Genomic DNA, 16,181 nt, shown 5'->3' on the forward strand with positions numbered 1-16,181 from the left:
AGCTCGTCGACGACGGCAAGTAGAGGAACCCGAACGCGAACAGAGCCACTGAGAGGACGGGTAGCGCGGGCAACCACCAGGGACGGTTCCATCGTCCCCAGGTGCAGTACAGCGCGACACCTGCCACTGGGGCGACGACGGGTCCCTGCTCGAACAACCAGATGATCAGCAGCTTCATCGCGGCACCGACCGCCGCCATGGGCTACTGGTGGACGCCGGGCTGGGAGACAGCGTGCACCGATTCGGCGGGTTTCCGATCCGAGGCAGCAGCATGCATTGAGCATCGGCTGGGTGCGGGAGATCAACTAGTGGCCAAACTAGGGGCCACACGCGCTAGGCGTCGGTGGCCACCACGTACACGCGAGCGAACCAGGTTCCCACCTGAGCGGCATGCAGGTGACCCGCGACCGCGCGGTCACCCTCGACACCCATGACCACGTGGACGTGGGGCACGCCGTCGACGACCTCGCCGGTGCCGATCATCTCACCCGGCAGGTCGTACTCGGTGACGTTGTCCTTGGTCGCGTCGTCGGCTGGCATCGTCGACACGGTGAACGAGTCCACACCGCCGATCAGCGACACGATCGCCCCACGCCGGACACCGAGGTCGGCGAGCTGGTCGGTCAGCGACTGCACCAGCTCGCCGTTGAGGATCTCGATCACGTGCACGGGTCGGCTCCAGTCAGGGGCAGACCGATGGCCCGTACATTCTCACGGACGGGGTCTCGGCGTAGCGCGGTGGCCAGCGCGCGGCGCGCGGCCGGGCTGCCATCCTGGCCCAGCAGCCGCGTGGCGCACCACCTGGCGCCCGCGTCGCGCGGGTTCAGCACCTCGGCGGCCAGGGCCGGGACCGTGCTGCCGACTCGTAGGGTGAGTGCCCACAGGTACCGGTCTCGTGTCTGCTCGTCTCGCGCCAGGGTGAGCGCCACGTCGTCGAGCGCGTCCGGCTGCCCGGCGGTCTTGGCGAGGATGCCAGCGGCGTTGACGCGGAGCACCGCGGTGTTGCCGTCGGCCATCCACCGCGCCAAGCGCAGGACGCTGCTGCGGTCCGTGCTGGCCAGCCGCGACACCGCGAGGTCGGTGCGGTGCGTGGTCTGCACCTCGGTCAGCGGTCCGGGGTCGCCACCGGCGATGGACGCGAGCAGCTCGGTGGCCGTGTCCGGGATGTCGAGCAGGGAGGCAGCGGAGGTTTGCGCGGTCAGCCTGAGGAACTGTCGCCGTTTCACTTCCTCAGCTTCCAAGACGTGGAGCGGTACCTGCAACGCCGCCGCGACATGAGGTAGCCAGTACCGGCCAGGGCTTCGCTGTCCGCGTTCCCACCGTGACACGTACTCGCGGGTGAGAGTGGCGGTGCCGCTGATCTGGCACAGCAGTTCGGCGAGCCTGCCCTGGGAATAGCCGAGGGCGTTCCGGTGCTCGCGTATCAGGCGCCCAAGCGCCGGCTTGCCCTCGTTGTCGGGCATGCGTTGTCCTCTTCGCGGATCGAACTCCTCCTCGCGTGTTTCCGGCTCGTCGGCCGGGACACGCCAGGAGGTACAGGGTGAGGTTACCGGGCATCCAGTAGAGAATTCGGTCAAGCTGTCGACGCAGTGTCCTGACGAGCCGGTGCAGGCACCTCGCTGGTGGTCAAAAGCCAAGGCGGTTGCGGCCATATGTGACGGTGGAGACCCGGGCGCTCGCGGGTGGAGCGGGGAACTCTACTTCCTGGCGCCAGGACCATTCGCGGTCGCCCTCGACTTCCTTGCTGGATAGCTCAATACGTACCGAGCACGGCGACTTCTCGATCTGGACGTCGACACCCAACAGGCACGATCCGCTCCGGGTAAGGCGGCGTTCCTGAGCATCGAGGAGCAAGCGTGAGCGGCACCTCTGGCCGGTTGTCACCCTGCGCGACGATGTCCAATCGCGTCATATGCATCACCACCTCTGGTGGTCCGTCCATGAGGGTCACTCGGACATGCAGGCGTCCGTTTGGCACGATGTCGTACTTGGGTGCGTCGCGGGCATCACGGTCCGCAACGCGGTGGGCTTCAGACTGCTTAGCCATTGCGAGGGCTTCTTCAGCGATCTCTCGTGCCTTCGTAGCCTCGACGGCTTGCTGCTCGGTCGCCTTGCGTGTCTTCGCCGCTTCCTCCACTGCCTGCTGGGCGATCGTCCGCGACTTCTTCGCCTCGTTCGCCTGCCGCAATGCGAAGCCTCGGGTTTATAACCCGTGGGCTAACTCAGTTCCACAGGACTGTGACCTGCGAGTACGCGGTGGTGGTGCTGACCGTTCGGGGCGACCGGCTGGCGCGGATCGCGGTGTTCGCGGACCCCGCTGTCATCACGCGGTTCACTCAGTAGTCCGGGAGGTCGATCTTCGTCGCGAACCGGTCGGTCAGCTTCATCATCAGGCTGAACAGGGTGACGTACTTGAACGTCCAGTTCCGCATGCGGATGGCGCGTGGGCTGCCCGGCGCGAGGAAGGGGCCCGCGTTGGTCTTCTTCGCGACCTTGGCGTAGGGCTGCATCAGCTCGTCGTACCGGCGGAACGCGGTCACGTGGTCGCCGCCCGACCGGTACAGCTCGCCGGCCAGGACGTACGCGCCGACGATCGCGAGGCCGGTGCCGAAACCGCCGAGCGTGTTGCCGTACGCGGAGTCGCCCAGCAGCACGACCCGGCCCTTCGTGAATCCGTTCATGTCGACGCGGCTGATCGTGTCCATGTAGAAGTCGGGCGAGCCGGGCACCTTCGGCAGCAGCTCGGGGATCCGCCACGCGCCGCCCCGGTAGGCGTCGACCAGGAGCTTCTGCTGCTGGTCGACGTCGTAGCGGTCGTAGGACAGTTCTGGTGAGGCGAAGACGAAGAACGACTCGGCCTTCGGGCCGCCGAGCGCGACCATGCGGCCGGGCTCGTTGTACATGAGCGCCTCGCCGCCCGGCACGTCGAGGTTCGCGAGCGCGTAGTAGTGGCCCAGGTAGCGGACGTAGTCCTTCTCGGGCCCGAACGCGAGGCGCCGGACGTTCGAGTGGATGCCGTCCGCGCCGACGACCAGGTCGAACGTCCTCGGAGCACCGCGTTCGAACGTGACGTGCACGCCGCCCTCGGACTCGGTGAGCGAGGTGATCGAGTCACCGAAGACGTACTCGCAGCTGTCCCTGGTGCGCTCGTAGAGGATCTGGGCCAGGTCGCCCCGGCGGATCTCGATGTCGCCGCCGGTGAACTCGCCGGGGATCACGGTCTGGGGCCTGCCCTGCGCGTCGACGACGGTCTGGTCGTGGCCGCCGGTCTGGCGCCGGACGACCTCGTCGAGGATGCCCATCCGGGTCAGGACGGCGTGGTGGGTCTCGCCCTTGAAGTCGACCGCCTGTCCGCCCGCCCGCAGGAACGGGGTCCGCTCGACGACGGTGACGGTCGCGCCGTACCTGGCGAGCCAGAGTGCGAGGGCGGGACCCGCGATGCTGGCGCCGGAGATGAGGACTGTCGTGTTCTTCATGACCGGAAGGTTCGCGACCTGCGCTGTCAGTCCACCGACAGTCGGCTGACAGCACTGCCGGGGGCCGTCAGGGCCTCGGCGCGGGTCTGTCTCGCGCCCTGTGCGTAGGCGGCCGCGAACGCGGTGGGGCCGAGTTCGGCGGTCGCGCGGGCCGCGGTCGTCGTGACCAGGGGATCGCCCACGACGGCCGTGCCGCGCAGTGCCACGGCCGTGCCCAGCAGGAAGGCCGCGCGATCCGGCGGCTGGGTGGCGGCCAGGCCCTCCACCGCCGACGCGAGGAAGGACGCGAACGGGCCCTCGCGTGCCGTCTCGACCGCCTCCCGGTGCCTGCCGAGTGCCGTCAGGATCCGGGACCTCGTCGCGGAGCTGCCGAAGTCCGCCGGGATCGCGGCCAGGGCCTGGTGGAGGAGGTCGGGGGAGTCGGTCAGCGACGCGAGGCCCAGCAGGACCTCCGGCGAGGTTCGCCCGGCACGTCGCGCCAGCCCGTCCGCGTGCCGGTAGTCGGCCTCCGCCGCCGCCCGGTCGCCCTGCCGCAGGTGACAGTCCGCGCGGCGGACCAGCACGTCGACGCACTCCTCCAGCGCGCCGAACCGCTCGTACAGGACCAGGGACTCCGTGAACAGGCCGAGCGCGCGCTCCCACTCGCCGCGCCAGCCGGCCACCTCGCCGAGCCAGTCGAGTGCCTGTGCCATGCCCCAGCGTTCACCCAGCTCGCGGAACATCGCCAGCACGTCCCGCAGCTCGGCCTCGCCGCGGGCCGGGTCGCCGTCCAGGACCGCCGTGAGCCCGATGCCCAGCCGGTGCAGTGCCATCGCCCACGGGTCGCCGCCCAGCATCGGTCCGGCGTCCTCGGCCGGGCCCCACGGACCGATCGTCATGCCCCACACCGCCGCCGCGAACGGGTAGCGCACCGGGCCGTCGATGGCCCGCATGATCTCCACGGCCCGGTCCCAGTGCCGCCGACCGCGGGGCATCGCGTGCACGACGCAGGCCACGTACCGCTCGCCGTGTTCCGCCGCGCCCGGCACGTCCAGCAGCGCCGCGGCCGGCTCGGTCGCCTGGCTGCGCCGCCCGGACAGCCACCAGTACGCGGTCAGCGCGGCCACCAGCCGGAACCCCAGCGCCGGGTCGCACTCCACCGACCAGCGCAGCGCGGCCATCAGGTTGTCGTGGTCGGCCGACAGCGTCGCGAGCCAGTCGAGCTGTTCGGCGCGCCGCAGGTGTGGATCGGCGCGTTCGGCCAGCGCCAGGTAGTAGCGGGCGTGCGTGGCGTGGACGTCCTGGTCGGCGTAGCCGGCGCAGAACAGCCGGATCGTGTCGAGCATGTGGTAGCGGCGGCCGTCGGTCTCGACGAGAGACCGATCCACGAGGTCGGCCAGCACGTCGTCGGTCGTCGCGCACACGGCCTCGACCGCGGACAGCGTCGCGCCGCCGGTGAATGCGGAGAACCGTGCCGCGACGTCGCGTTCGACCTGCGTGAGCAGGTCCCAGCTCCACGCCACCACGTTCCGCAGGGCCCGGTGCCGTGCCGCCGCGGTCCGGTCGCCGCGTGACAGCAGCCGGAACGGCCCGTCCGAGACGAGCCGGGCGGCCAGCTCCTCGACCGTGAACTGGCGCAGCCGCGCCGCGGCCAGCTCGATGGCGAGCGGCAGCCCGTCGACGGCCGCGCACACCTCGGCCACCGCGGCGCGGTTCTCGTCGGTCACCGCGAACCCCGGCCGCACCGCGGCGGCTCGCTCGGCGAACAGGCGAACACCGTCCTCGGCCAGTGGGGACAGCGGAAGCAGTGTCTCGCCGGTGAGCCCGAGCGGTTCCCTGCTCGTCGCGATGACCGAGAGCCGAGGGCACGACGCCAGCAGGGTCCTCGTCACCGAGGCGACCTCGGCCACGACCTGCTCGCAGTTGTCCAGCACCAGCAGCAGCGGCTGGTCGAGCGCGGCCACGAGCCGTGCCACCGGGTCGCCCGAGGACGGGACGAAACCGGACTCGCGCAACCCCAGTGCCCCCAGCAGGGCGTGCGGCACCAGCTCCGGGGACGCCACCGGCGACAGGTCGGCGAAGCAGGCGTCGCGGCCACGCACCGCCTCGACCGCGAGGCGTGTCTTGCCCGTCCCACCCGGGCCGAGGATCGTCACCAGCCGCGCCGAGCGCAGCTCCCGCATCCGCGCCAGCTCGTCGGCGCGGCCCACGAAGCTGGTGAGCTGGGCGGGTGGCACGGTCCGCCTCGGCGCCGGGTCGGACCGCAGGATCGCGAGGTGCGTGGCCGACAGCTCCGCGGAGGGGTCGGCGCCCAGCTCGTCGGCGAGCAGGCGGCGGGTGTCCTCGTACTCGGCGAGCGCCTCGGCCTGCCGCCCGGTCGCGTGCAGTGCCCGCATCAGCTGACCACGCAGCCGCTCGCGCAACGGGTTCGCCGCGACGAGTGCCCGCAGCTCCGCGACCGAGGTCCCCGACGGGAGCGCCAGCTCGGCGTCGACCAGGTCCTCCAGTGCGCCGAGCCGGAGTTCCTCCAGTCGCGCGGCCTGGGCGGAGCCGTGCGGCAGGTCGACCAGCGCCTGCCCGCGCCACAGTCCGACCGCCTCCCGCAGCACGGCCGCGGCCTTGTCGTGCGCGCCCGCCGCGAGCAGCCGCCGCCCCTCCTGGGCGAGGGCCTCGAACCGCAGGGCGTCGACGTCGTCGGGCTCGACCGCGAGCCGGTAGCCCGTGCCGTCGAACGAGACGTCCGGCACGACCTTCCGCAGCCGCGAGACGTGTGCCTGCACTGCCCCGGCCGCGTCGGCGGGCGGCTCCTCCCCGTACTGCGCGGCGACGATCGCGTCGACCCCGACCACCCGGTTCGCGTTCAACGCGAGCAGCACCAGCAGCGCCCTCGGCCGCGGGCCGCCGACGGCGACGCTCGTACCGTCGGCGGCGCGCACCTCGAGTGACCCGAGAATCCCGATCCGCATGGTGTGTCGGCTAGCTCCGCTCGCGGGTGAGGTGGGCCGGTGTTGCCTGGTTGCACGGTCAGGTTACGTCGCGGCGGGTTGTCGTCATCAGGGCCAGACCCGCCGCCGCCACCGCGTACGCCACGAACAGCAGGCCGCCCGCCCAACCCGGCAGACGCTCGCGGTCGTCGGGACCTGCGGGTTCATCGGCGTCTCGATCCTCGTCGGCCTGCCGGGCAGCGTGACCGGCGGTATCGCGGCGGGCCTCGGCTGGGCGATGGTGTTCGCCGCGGTCGTCAACCAGCTCGCCATCTCCAGACGCCAGTCGGCGGAGCTGGCCGCGGCACGCGTGCTCGCGGAACGCCAGCGCCTCGCCCGCGAGATCCACGACATCCTGGCGCACTCGCTGTCGGCGCAGGTGGTCCACCTGGAAGGCACCCGGCTGCTGCTCGCGGGCGACGGCGACCGGGGCCACGGCACCGCCGTCGAGCGTGCCGACCCCGCCGATGGTCAGGAAACACGCTGGCGGGTCCAGAGCACGTCGAGTGGACCGGGCAGCCGCAGCCGCCAGCCGTGCGGCGCGGGCCGCCAACCGGGGGAGGGCCGCAGGTCGGGCATGCGTGCGAACAGCTCGTCGAGTGCGGTGCGGGCGAGCGCGATGACCATCGAGTACGCGGGGCAGTGGTGTGGCCCGACACCGAAGCCGAGGTGTGGCCGCACCTTGCGGCTCACGTCGAACCGGTCGGCTCCCGCGAACACGGACTCGTCCCGGTTGGCCGACGCGACCGCGACGGCCAGTGACGCACCGGCCGGGAGGTCCGCGCCGCCCAGCGATACCGGGCAGGTCGTGCGGCGGTCGAGCACACCGATCAGCCCGCCCCACCGCAGCGCCTCGTACACGGCCGCGCCGAGCAGCGGCCGGTTCGCCCGCACGGCCGCCAGCTGCTCGGGGTCGGTCCACAGCGCGGTCAGCGTCCACGCCGCGAGCCATCCCGGCTCCAGGACGCTGACGGCGAGGGTCTTCAGCAGCGGCACGGGATCGGTGTCGGCGTGCACGAGCCGCGCGACCAGTGAGCCTGCGGGCCGGCACCGCAGCCGCTCGACGATCGCCTCCGCCTCGGCGGACGTGTCGGCGTCCGGGTCGTCCGCGAGCGTCGTGCCCCAGCGCAGCAGCGTCTCCGCGCAGCTGAGGCCGAGACCGAGCATCGTGGCACCCGCGACCGCGGCGACCGGCTCGAAGTACTCGCTCGTCAGCTCCGCCCAGCCCGTCGCGAACATGTCGTCGGCTGCCTTGCGGGCGATCGGGCGTGTGACGGTGTCGACCTCGTCCGGCATCAGGCCGGGTTCGTAGGCCTGGCGGAACACCTCGCGCAGGTCGGCGTGGTCGTTGGCGAAGCGCGCCGGGTCGGACAGGACCGTCATGGCGTCGCGCCACCCGGTGACCAGCCACTGCCCGGTTTCGGGCAGGAAGCTGACCGGCGCGCCCGCACGCAGGCGCGCGTAGGCGGCGTGGGGGTCGGCGTCCAGCTCGGTCAGGGTGCTCATCGGTGTTGACACTAAGAGTGACAACATCAGCTCAGCGGGTCACGGCCCCATTCGCCGCCGACGAGATGCGATATCGAGACATCCGGGCCGTGTCAGGCCACGTCGTGCTCGGGTGGAGTGACATTCAGGACGGTCGCGAGCGGGATCAGGCTCACTGTCTGTCGCCGTCTGCCGTCTGCCATCCGGATACCGACCCACTTCTCGCCGGTGATCGGGTCCCGTTCGAGCGGACCGACGACCTCGCCGATGCGGAACCGCTCGCCGTGCTCGTCGCGCAGGAGGAATGTCACCTTCGAGCCGCGCATCGGACTCGACTTCGCCTTCGACACCGTCGCTCACCTCATTTTGGCCGGGGGGACACCGAAATCGGAGTTCCCCAAACTCGGCGGCTTATGCACTGACCAACAGCTAACCGGTTGAGGCACACTTACCGGTGTGCGTCTGCTCTCGATCATCGCCGTGCTCCTGCTCGTCGCAGGCTGCTCCACCGAGGAACCGGCCAAGGCCCAGTTCACGAAGGTGACCGTGCCCGGTGTCCCGGCCCGTCTCGCGGCCCAGGGCGACCAGCTCGTCGTCGCCACCCGGGTGGCGGGCAAGCCCGCCATGGTGCGTTACCGGGCCGGAAAGGTGACCGAGGTCGCGCTCACTCCGACGACGGGCTACGGCGCCGAGGCGCTCTGGTACTCGCTCTCCGCCGACGCCGACCAGCTGCTCGCGATCGGCGGGAAGACGGGCGGTGCGCACGGCAACGTCCGCTGGAGCGTCTGGCGCACCACCCCCGACGGCGGCCTCGCCGAGCAGCCCCAACCGTTCTCGACCTTCGGCGGCCTCGGCGGCGGCGCGCTCATCGACGGCGTGCTGCCCACGAAGGGCGGCCCGCTGCTCGTCGGCACCTGGCAGAGCCACAGCGCGGGGGCCGACGTGATGCTGTGGGCGACGGACGGCACCTACTGGAACCGTCAGGACGTGGCTGGCACACCCCTGGAAAGCACTAGTGCGTCGCTGAAGTTCCCGGAGTCGGCGGCCGCGCACGGCGCGGACGTGGTGATCGCCGGCTGGGTGGTCGACAAGGGCAGGCAGCGGCCGGTCGTGTGGACCCTGCGTGACGGCGTCGCGACTCTCGCACCGCTGCCGGACGGCGGCCGCAACGGCACCGCCATCACCGTGAGCTGCGCGGACACCTGCTCGATCGCGGGCAGGGTGGACGGCAAACTGGCACTGTGGCGGCAGGACGGTAACAGCTGGCGACGACGTTCCGACGTACCCGTGGTGACCGTCGGCGATCGTGACCGGCCTGTCCCACCGGTCGGTGACACCCTGGTGTACTCCGATCGGGGGAATGTCCACGTTGCTACCCTCGGTGGCGACGATCGTGCCGCGGCCGGCCCCACGGGGGTGGTCACGGCGGTCACACGGGTCGGCGACACCACCTACGTGCTGGCGGGACCCGACGACGACAAACAAACTCTGTGGCGCGCCGACCCGGGCTGACCGCTCGACGGCGCGTCGGCCCGGGCGCCGGTACAGGATCGGTCGACCTTCCCACGAAGTGACCACGGTCGCGGTGGCGAAGCCGGCTCGGTAAAGTCACGCTTGGGTCGAGAGGCGCTGCAACGGACTGGGGTCCGCCACGCTCGGCCCGGTCGAACCTTGTCTCGAAGGGCGCCTCCCACTCAACACGGGAGGCCGCATGAGCAAGGTCAACGCCCTTCGCGAACTGCTCGACTCGCGTATCGCCGTGCTCGACGGAGCCTGGGGCACGATGCTCCAGAACGCTTCCCTGACACCCCAGGACTACCGGGGCGACCGGATCGGCGACGACCACACGCACGACGTCACGGGCGACCCCGACCTGCTCAACCTCACCCGCCCCGACGTGATCCTGGACGTGCACCGCCAGTACCTCGCGGCGGGCGCGGACATCACGACCACCAACACGTTCACCGCGACCTCCATCGGACAGGCGGACTACGGCCTGCAGTCCTACGTGCGCGAGATGAACATCGCGGGCGCTCGCCTGGCACGCCAGGCCGCGGACGAGGCGGGCGGCAGGTTCGTCGCCGGCTCGATCGGCCCGCTGAACGTCACGCTCTCGCTGTCGCCGAAGGTCGAGGACCCGGCGTACCGCGCGGTCACGTTCGACCAGGTCAAGGACGCCTACGCGGAGCAGATCTCGGCGCTGGTCGAGGGCGGCGTCGACGTGCTGCTCATCGAGACGATCTTCGACACCCTCAACTGCAAGGCGGCCGTGGCCGCGGCCCGCGAGGTCGCGCCGGACGTGCCGCTGTGGATCTCGGTGACGATCGTCGACCTGTCCGGGCGCACGCTGTCCGGCCAGACGGTCGAGGCGTTCTGGCGCTCCGTCGCGCACGCCAAGCCGCTGGTGGTCGGCGTCAACTGCTCGCTCGGCGCCGAGGAGATGCGTCCGCACGTCGCCGACCTGGCCCGGCTCGCCGACACCTACGTCGCGTGCCACCCCAACGCGGGTCTGCCCAACGCGTTCGGCGGCTACGACCAGACCCCCGAGGAGACCGGCGCGCTGCTCGGCGACTTCGCAGGCGCCGGCATGGTCAACATCGTCGGCGGCTGCTGCGGCACCACCCCGCCGCACATCGCGAAGATCGCCGAGGCGGCCAGGGGGCTCACGCCTCGGCCGATGCCGGACGTGCAGCCGCGCTCCCGGTTCAGCGGCCTCGAGCCGTTCGAGATCGGGCCGGACACCGGGTTCGTCATGATCGGCGAGCGGACCAACGTCACCGGCTCGAAGAAGTTCCGCAGGCTCATCGAGGGCGACGACCACCAGGCCGCCGTCGACGTGGCGCTCGACCAGGTGCGCGGCGGCGCGAACCTGCTGGACGTCAACATGGACGCCGACCTGCTCGACAGCGAGCAGGCGATGACGACGTTCCTGAACCTGATCGCGACCGAGCCCGAGGTGGCCCGGATCCCGATCATGATCGACAGTTCCAAGTGGACGGTGCTCGAAGCGGGCCTGAAGTGCGTGCAGGGCAAGGGGGTCGTCAACTCGATCTCCCTGAAGGAGGGGGAGGAGCCCTTCCTGGAGCACGCGCGCAAGATCCGGAACTACGGCGCGGGTGCCGTGGTCATGGCCTTCGACGAGCAGGGCCAGGCGGACACGACCGACCGCAAGGTCGAGATCTGCGCCCGTGCCTACGACATCCTGACGCAGAAGGCGGGCTTCGCGCCCGAGGACATCATCTTCGACCCGAACGTGCTCGCGGTCGCCACCGGCATCGCCGAGCACAACGGCTACGCGAAGGCGTTCCTGGACGCGCTGCCGCGGATCAAGGAACGCTGTCCCGGCGTGCACATCTCCGGCGGCATCTCGAACCTGTCGTTCTCCTTCCGGGGCAACGACATCGTGCGCGAGGCCATGCACTCCGCGTTCCTGTTCCACGCGGTGCAGCTCGGCCTGGACATGGGCATCGTCAACGCCGGCCAGCTCGCCGTGTACGAGGACATCCCGAAGGACCTGCTCGAACTGGTCGAGGACGTCCTGTTCGACCGGCGCGAGGACGCGACCGACCGGCTCGTCGCCTTCGCCGAGAACGTGAAGGGCAGCGGTACCAAGCGGGTCGTCGACCTGTCGTGGCGCGAGGGCACCGTGCACGAGCGCCTGTCGCACGCACTGGTGCACGGCATCGTCGACTTCATCGAGGACGACACCGAGGAGGCCCGCCAGCAGTACCCGAGGCCGCTGCAGGTCATCGAGGGTCCGCTGATGGACGGCATGAAGATCGTCGGCGACCTCTTCGGTGCGGGCAAGATGTTCCTGCCGCAGGTCGTGAAGAGCGCCCGCGTGATGAAGCGGTCGGTCGCCTACCTCGAGCCGTACATGGAGGCGGAGAAGGAGAAGCTCCGCCTCGAGGGCAAGATCGACACCGGTCGCGGCCAGGGCAAGGTCGTGATGGCCACGGTCAAGGGCGACGTGCACGACATCGGCAAGAACATCGTCGGCGTCGTGTTGGGCTGCAACAACTACGAGGTGATCGACCTCGGCGTGATGGTGCCCGCGGCGACCATCCTGGACACCGCGGTGGCCGAGAGTGCCGACGTGATCGGCCTTTCGGGCCTCATCACCCCGTCGCTGGACGAGATGGTGGCCGTGGCGGCCGAGATGGAGCGGCGCGGGCTCAAGCTGCCGCTGCTGATCGGCGGTGCCACGACGTCACGCCAGCACACCGCGGTCCGGATCGCGCCCGCCTACTCGAACCCGACCGTGCACGTGCTGGACGCGTCCAGGGTGGTCGGCGTCGTGTCGGACCTGCTCGACGCGGACCGCGCGGAGGCACTGGACAAGCGCAACCGCGAGGACCAGGACCAGCTGCGTGAGCAGCACGAGCACAAGCGCCGCCAGCCGATGCTGACGATCGAGCAGGCCAAGGCGAACCGCGAGGTCGTGTCGTTCGACGACACCCCGACGCCGACGTTCACGGGCACACGCGTGCTGGAGCCGTCCATCGCGGAGCTGCGCGAGCTGATCGACTGGCAGTTCCTGTTCCTGGCCTGGGAGGTCAAGGGCAAGTACCCGGCCATCCTGGAGCAGCCGGTCGCCCGCGAGCTGTTCGACGACGCGAACACGATGATGGACGAGATCATCGCGGCGGGTTCCCTGACGGCGAAGGGCGTGTACGGCTTCTGGCCCGCCACCTCCGACGGCGACGACATCGTGCTGGGGACCGGCGACCGCTTCCCGATGCTGCGCCAGCAGACGCAGAAGCCCGCCGGGCGGCCGAACCGCTCGCTCGCGGACTACGTGGCACCGTCGGGTGACTACCTGGGCGGCTTCGCGGTGGCCATTCACGGCGCCGAGGAGCTGGCCGCGTCGTACGAGTCCCGCAACGACGACTACCGCGCGATCATGGTCAAGGCGCTGGCCGACCGCCTGGCGGAGGCGTTCGCGGAGTACATCCACCTCGAGGCGCGCCGCCAGTGGTTCGAGCCGGACGCGGAGCCGGTGCTGGCGGACCTGCACGCCGAGCGGTTCCGCGGCATCCGTCCCGCGCTCGGCTACCCGGCGAGCCCGGACCACAGCGAGAAGGAGCTGCTGTTCACCCTGTTGGACGCCCAGGCACTGGACATCGCGCTGACGGAGAGCTTCGCGATGACCCCGGCCGCCGCGGTCAGCGGGCTGATCTTCCAGCACCCGGACTCGCGTTACTTCACGGTCGGGCGCATCGGCCGCGACCAGGTCGTCGACTACGCGGCACGCCGGGGCATGGACGTGACCGAGGTCGAGCGCTGGCTGCGGCCGAACCTGGCCTACGACCCGGAGTGAGGCCTCGGGTCGGACAGGCGCCGCCTGTCCGACCCGTTGTCGTTCACGGACGCAGCGACAGGACGGCCTTGCCGGTCACCTGCCTACCGCGCAGGGCCTTCGCGGCCTCGGCATAGTCCGACAGGTCGCCCTGCCAGCCGATCTCCACCGCGAGGCGACCCGCGGCCAGGTGGGCCACCAGCTCCGCCAGGTCCGCACCGGCCGTCCGCGTGTCGATGAGGAACGACGTGAGGGACTTCGGCGGGCCGACCGTCGAGTAGGGCTGGAACACCGCGGGTTCCCCGCTGCTCCACCCGATGCTCTGGATGGTCCCGCCCGGTGCCAGGAGTTCCCACGCGGCGGCGAGCTGTGGGCCGCCCACGTTGTCGATCACCACGTCCACCGGGGTGGTCAGACCCGCCAGCCCCACGACCACCTGGTCGGCGGTCAGACCCCGGCCGCGGGCGGCCGAGCCGACCGACGCGGTCACGGTGGCTCCCGCGAGCGACGCCAGGGCCACGGCGAACCGGCCCACCCCACCGGACGCACCCGTCACCAACACCCGGCTGCCCGGCCCGACACCCGCGGCACGCAACGACTGCAGCGCCGCCAGCCCCGCCACCGGCAGTGCCGCCGCGCGGGCCAGGTCCACCTCGTCGGGCACCAGCGCCAGTGCCGTCGGTGCGACCACCACGCGGGAGGCGAACGCCCCCGCCGTCAGGGCGACGACACGGGAGCCGACCGGCGGGCCGCCTTCGCTGGTGCTGACCACGAGCCCGGCCACGTCCGACCCCAGCGCGGCCCCCGGGGGCACCCGCCCCGAGCGGGCGTCGTTGAGGTCTCCCAGGTTGAGCGCCGCGAAGTGCGCGTCGACCACGACGCCACCGTCGACGGCGGGAGCTTCCGTCAGCCGCACCCCGTCCGGCTGGGTGGGGTCGACGACCAGAGCGCGAGTCATGATCCCCAGTCAACACGCTCGCCGCGGTCCCGGCGGGGGGACCGGCAACCGCGGCGAGCTTTTTGAGAGCGCCGGCCGGAGTCTGGGGGGAACGTCCGGCCGGCGTTTCCGGTCGCGCGCAGGGCGAACCAGTCCACATCAGCTGTGCCCTGGGGGGTGACACCTGCCGGGAAGTCCCGGTCCGGCCCTGATATCCGCTGCGACCAACCCGTACAACGGCCTGTCACTCCGCCACGTTCCACGGCCGATAGTGGGTTCCGTCACGTTCCGTCACAGGAATACGGCTCGCATCCTGCGTTCCGTTTCCTCGTCCGCCGGAGTGTAGGCGGTCATCCGCAGCTGGGAATGGCGGCCAAGCCACAGGTAGGGGAGCCGAAGTCGAGGACGCCGAGCTCGTGGTGCCAGAAACGTTTCGTCAGGTTCCGCATTGGTCTGACCTCGTGGCGCCGCCACCGTGCGTCGAACGCCGTGCTGCTCGTGCTCGTCCGGGGCTGGCCGCCTTCACCGCCCCCGACCCACGCCGGGCGGCCTCGTGACGGTGTCCCCTCGGTCCGCCATAAGGGTGAAGAACCGGGAGCCGGCCTTCTTCTCCTGGCTATCCTCGTAAGTGGGGGACAGCTAGGGGGAACGACCATGGGGGAACTCGGACGTGGTCGGCCGGGACTGGTAGCGCGCTGGTGTCTGTGGCGGCTTCCGCGCCGCGTGCTGCTGGTGGTTCTGGCCGTGCACATCGCCGCTGCCGGAAGTGTGCTGGGAACCGCGTGGCTGTTCCCGGCACACCGGCACCACTGGATCATCGCTGCCGCGCTGGTGGGACTCGCCGCGGTGCATCTCGAGTGGTCGCGCAGGCTCGGGCCGCCGTGTCCGGGCGAGCGCGCCGTTCCGTACACCGACCTCAAGACGGTGTGGAACGTGGCCGCGGTGCTGCTGGTCCCGCCGCCGCTCGCCGCGCTCGTGGTCGTCATGACGCACGCGTACGGCTACCTGCGGGTGCACCGGCAGGACGACAGGAGAGCGCACCGCTGGGTGTACACGTGCTCGACGGTGGTGCTCGCGTCACAGGCCGCCGGGCTCGTCCTCGCGATGGGCACCGACACCTATCCGGGGATTCCCGGGCCCGGACAGTTCGAGGCATGGCTGGTGGTGTTCGCCGCCGTCGTGGTCCGCTGGGCCGTCGACTACCTGCTGGTGGTCACCGTGTCGGCGTTGGTGCGCGGGTCGTTCGCCCACGTGGTCACTCGGATGGGTGAACAGGTCAACGAGGCGGCAGCCGGCGCGCTGGCCGTCGTCGTCGCCGTGCTGCTGGAGAACGGCTACGTGGTGCTGCTGGGGTGCGTGTACCTGGTGGTCGGCGTGCTGCAGCAGACGTCCTACTACCACCACTGGAAACGGGAGCGGCCGTTCGACCCGCTGACCCGCGTGTACTCGCGGGCGTCGTTCATCGAGCAGGCGAGGCGGATCCTGGCCCGCTCGGAGACCGTCGGCTGTCTGCTGCTGGACCTGGACTACTTCAAGCGGATCAACGACACGCACGGCCACAACGTCGGCGACCAGGCGCTCGTGGCGGTGGCGGAGGCGATCAGGCAGGAGGTCCGCAAGGGCAGGGACGTCCCGGCCCGCTGGGGCGGCGAGGAGTTCGTCGTGCTGGTGCCGGAGGTGACGATGGACTCGCTCACCAGGATCGCGGAGCGTGTTCGGCTGCGGGTGCGTGCCACCGAGGTGGTGTACATCCGCAGGGACTCGGCCGCCGAGGACACGAGCACGTGCACCGTCCGGATGACGGCCTCGATCGGCGTAGCGCTGCGGAGCGCCCAGGACGAGAACCTGCTGGACCTGGTGGAACGTGCCGACCGGTTGATGTACGCGGCGAAGGCCGCAGGCCGCGACCAGGTGTGCTCGACCCTTCCGCCACAGCGGACGTCACCGGTGACGGACTACGCCGGCGACAGGTGACGCGGGCACCATGGCCGTGGTCTTCCCGACCTGGGTGGTGCGGACCC

11 protein-coding genes and 1 pseudogene are annotated in these 16,181 nt (G+C 70.9%); 4 read left to right on the forward strand and 8 right to left on the reverse strand.

All coding sequences use genetic code 11. From position 1 onward, the window contains the following. Nucleotides 1-333 precede the first annotated feature (333 nt). The 5 genes from CLV71_RS12820 to CLV71_RS12840 all read right to left on the reverse strand — a co-directional run bounded on the left by CLV71_RS12820 (nt 334) and on the right by CLV71_RS12840 (nt 6,421). Entirely contained in the window at nt 334-669 is a 336-nt protein-coding gene (locus CLV71_RS12820) for a PCC domain-containing protein (protein ID WP_133902926.1), read from the reverse strand. After that, entirely contained in the window at nt 660-1,463 is an 804-nt protein-coding gene (locus CLV71_RS12825; RefSeq protein WP_133902927.1) for a helix-turn-helix domain-containing protein, read from the reverse strand. Before CLV71_RS12825 ends, CLV71_RS12820 begins: the two co-directional genes overlap by 10 nt. A gap of 290 nt (nt 1,464-1,753) precedes the next feature. Further along, nucleotides 1,754-2,188: a hypothetical protein gene (locus tag CLV71_RS12830; protein WP_133902928.1), complete on the reverse strand. Its 435-nt coding sequence runs from the start codon at nt 2,186-2,188 to the stop codon at nt 1,754-1,756. A 148-nt stretch (nt 2,189-2,336) separates the two neighbouring features. Then, nucleotides 2,337-3,476 (reverse strand): FAD-dependent monooxygenase, encoded by a 1,140-nt coding sequence (locus CLV71_RS12835; protein ID WP_133902929.1) that lies wholly within the window; start codon nt 3,474-3,476, stop codon nt 2,337-2,339. Nucleotides 3,477-3,502: 26 nt separating this feature from the next. Next, on the reverse strand, nt 3,503-6,421 hold the full coding sequence (locus tag CLV71_RS12840; protein WP_133902930.1) for an ATP-binding protein: 2,919 nt from the start codon (nt 6,419-6,421) through the stop codon (nt 3,503-3,505). A 256-nt stretch (nt 6,422-6,677) separates the two neighbouring features. On the opposite strand from CLV71_RS12840, the pseudogene CLV71_RS49240 reads away from it, so the two are divergent. After that, a pseudogene (locus CLV71_RS49240) lies at nt 6,678-6,815 on the forward strand (histidine kinase); the annotation flags it as partial. A gap of 95 nt (nt 6,816-6,910) precedes the next feature. Here CLV71_RS49240 and CLV71_RS12850 read toward each other — a convergent pair. Both CLV71_RS12850 and CLV71_RS12855 read right to left on the reverse strand, forming a co-directional pair. Beyond that, nucleotides 6,911-7,945 carry a cytochrome P450 gene (locus CLV71_RS12850; protein WP_166664066.1) on the reverse strand — a complete coding sequence of 345 codons (1,035 nt, stop codon included), beginning with the start codon at nt 7,943-7,945 and terminating at the stop codon, nt 6,911-6,913. A gap of 92 nt (nt 7,946-8,037) precedes the next feature. Further along, nucleotides 8,038-8,274 (reverse strand): hypothetical protein, encoded by a 237-nt coding sequence (locus CLV71_RS12855; RefSeq protein ID WP_133902932.1) that lies wholly within the window; start codon nt 8,272-8,274, stop codon nt 8,038-8,040. A gap of 106 nt (nt 8,275-8,380) precedes the next feature. On the opposite strand from CLV71_RS12855, the gene CLV71_RS12860 reads away from it, so the two are divergent. Further along, nucleotides 8,381-9,436 carry a hypothetical protein gene (locus CLV71_RS12860; protein WP_133902933.1) on the forward strand — a complete coding sequence of 352 codons (1,056 nt, stop codon included), beginning with the start codon at nt 8,381-8,383 and terminating at the stop codon, nt 9,434-9,436. 199 nt (nt 9,437-9,635) lie between these two features. After that, on the forward strand, nt 9,636-13,244 hold the full coding sequence (metH, locus tag CLV71_RS12865) for a methionine synthase (protein ID WP_133902934.1): 3,609 nt from the start codon (nt 9,636-9,638) through the stop codon (nt 13,242-13,244). A gap of 43 nt (nt 13,245-13,287) precedes the next feature. Here the strand turns inward: metH and CLV71_RS12870 are convergent, their stop codons facing one another. Continuing rightward, nucleotides 13,288-14,181, reverse strand: coding sequence for a zinc-binding dehydrogenase (locus CLV71_RS12870; RefSeq protein WP_133902935.1), 894 nt, complete (start codon nt 14,179-14,181; stop codon nt 13,288-13,290). 633 nt (nt 14,182-14,814) lie between these two features. Between CLV71_RS12870 and CLV71_RS12875 the strand changes: the two genes are divergently transcribed. Next, on the forward strand, nt 14,815-16,134 hold the full coding sequence (locus CLV71_RS12875; protein WP_166664067.1) for a GGDEF domain-containing protein: 1,320 nt from the start codon (nt 14,815-14,817) through the stop codon (nt 16,132-16,134). Nucleotides 16,135-16,181 lie beyond the last annotated feature (47 nt).

The sequence above is a fragment of the Actinophytocola oryzae genome, from assembly GCF_004364325.1.
In the GTDB taxonomy this organism is placed as follows: Bacteria; Actinomycetota; Actinomycetes; order Mycobacteriales; family Pseudonocardiaceae; genus Actinophytocola; species Actinophytocola oryzae.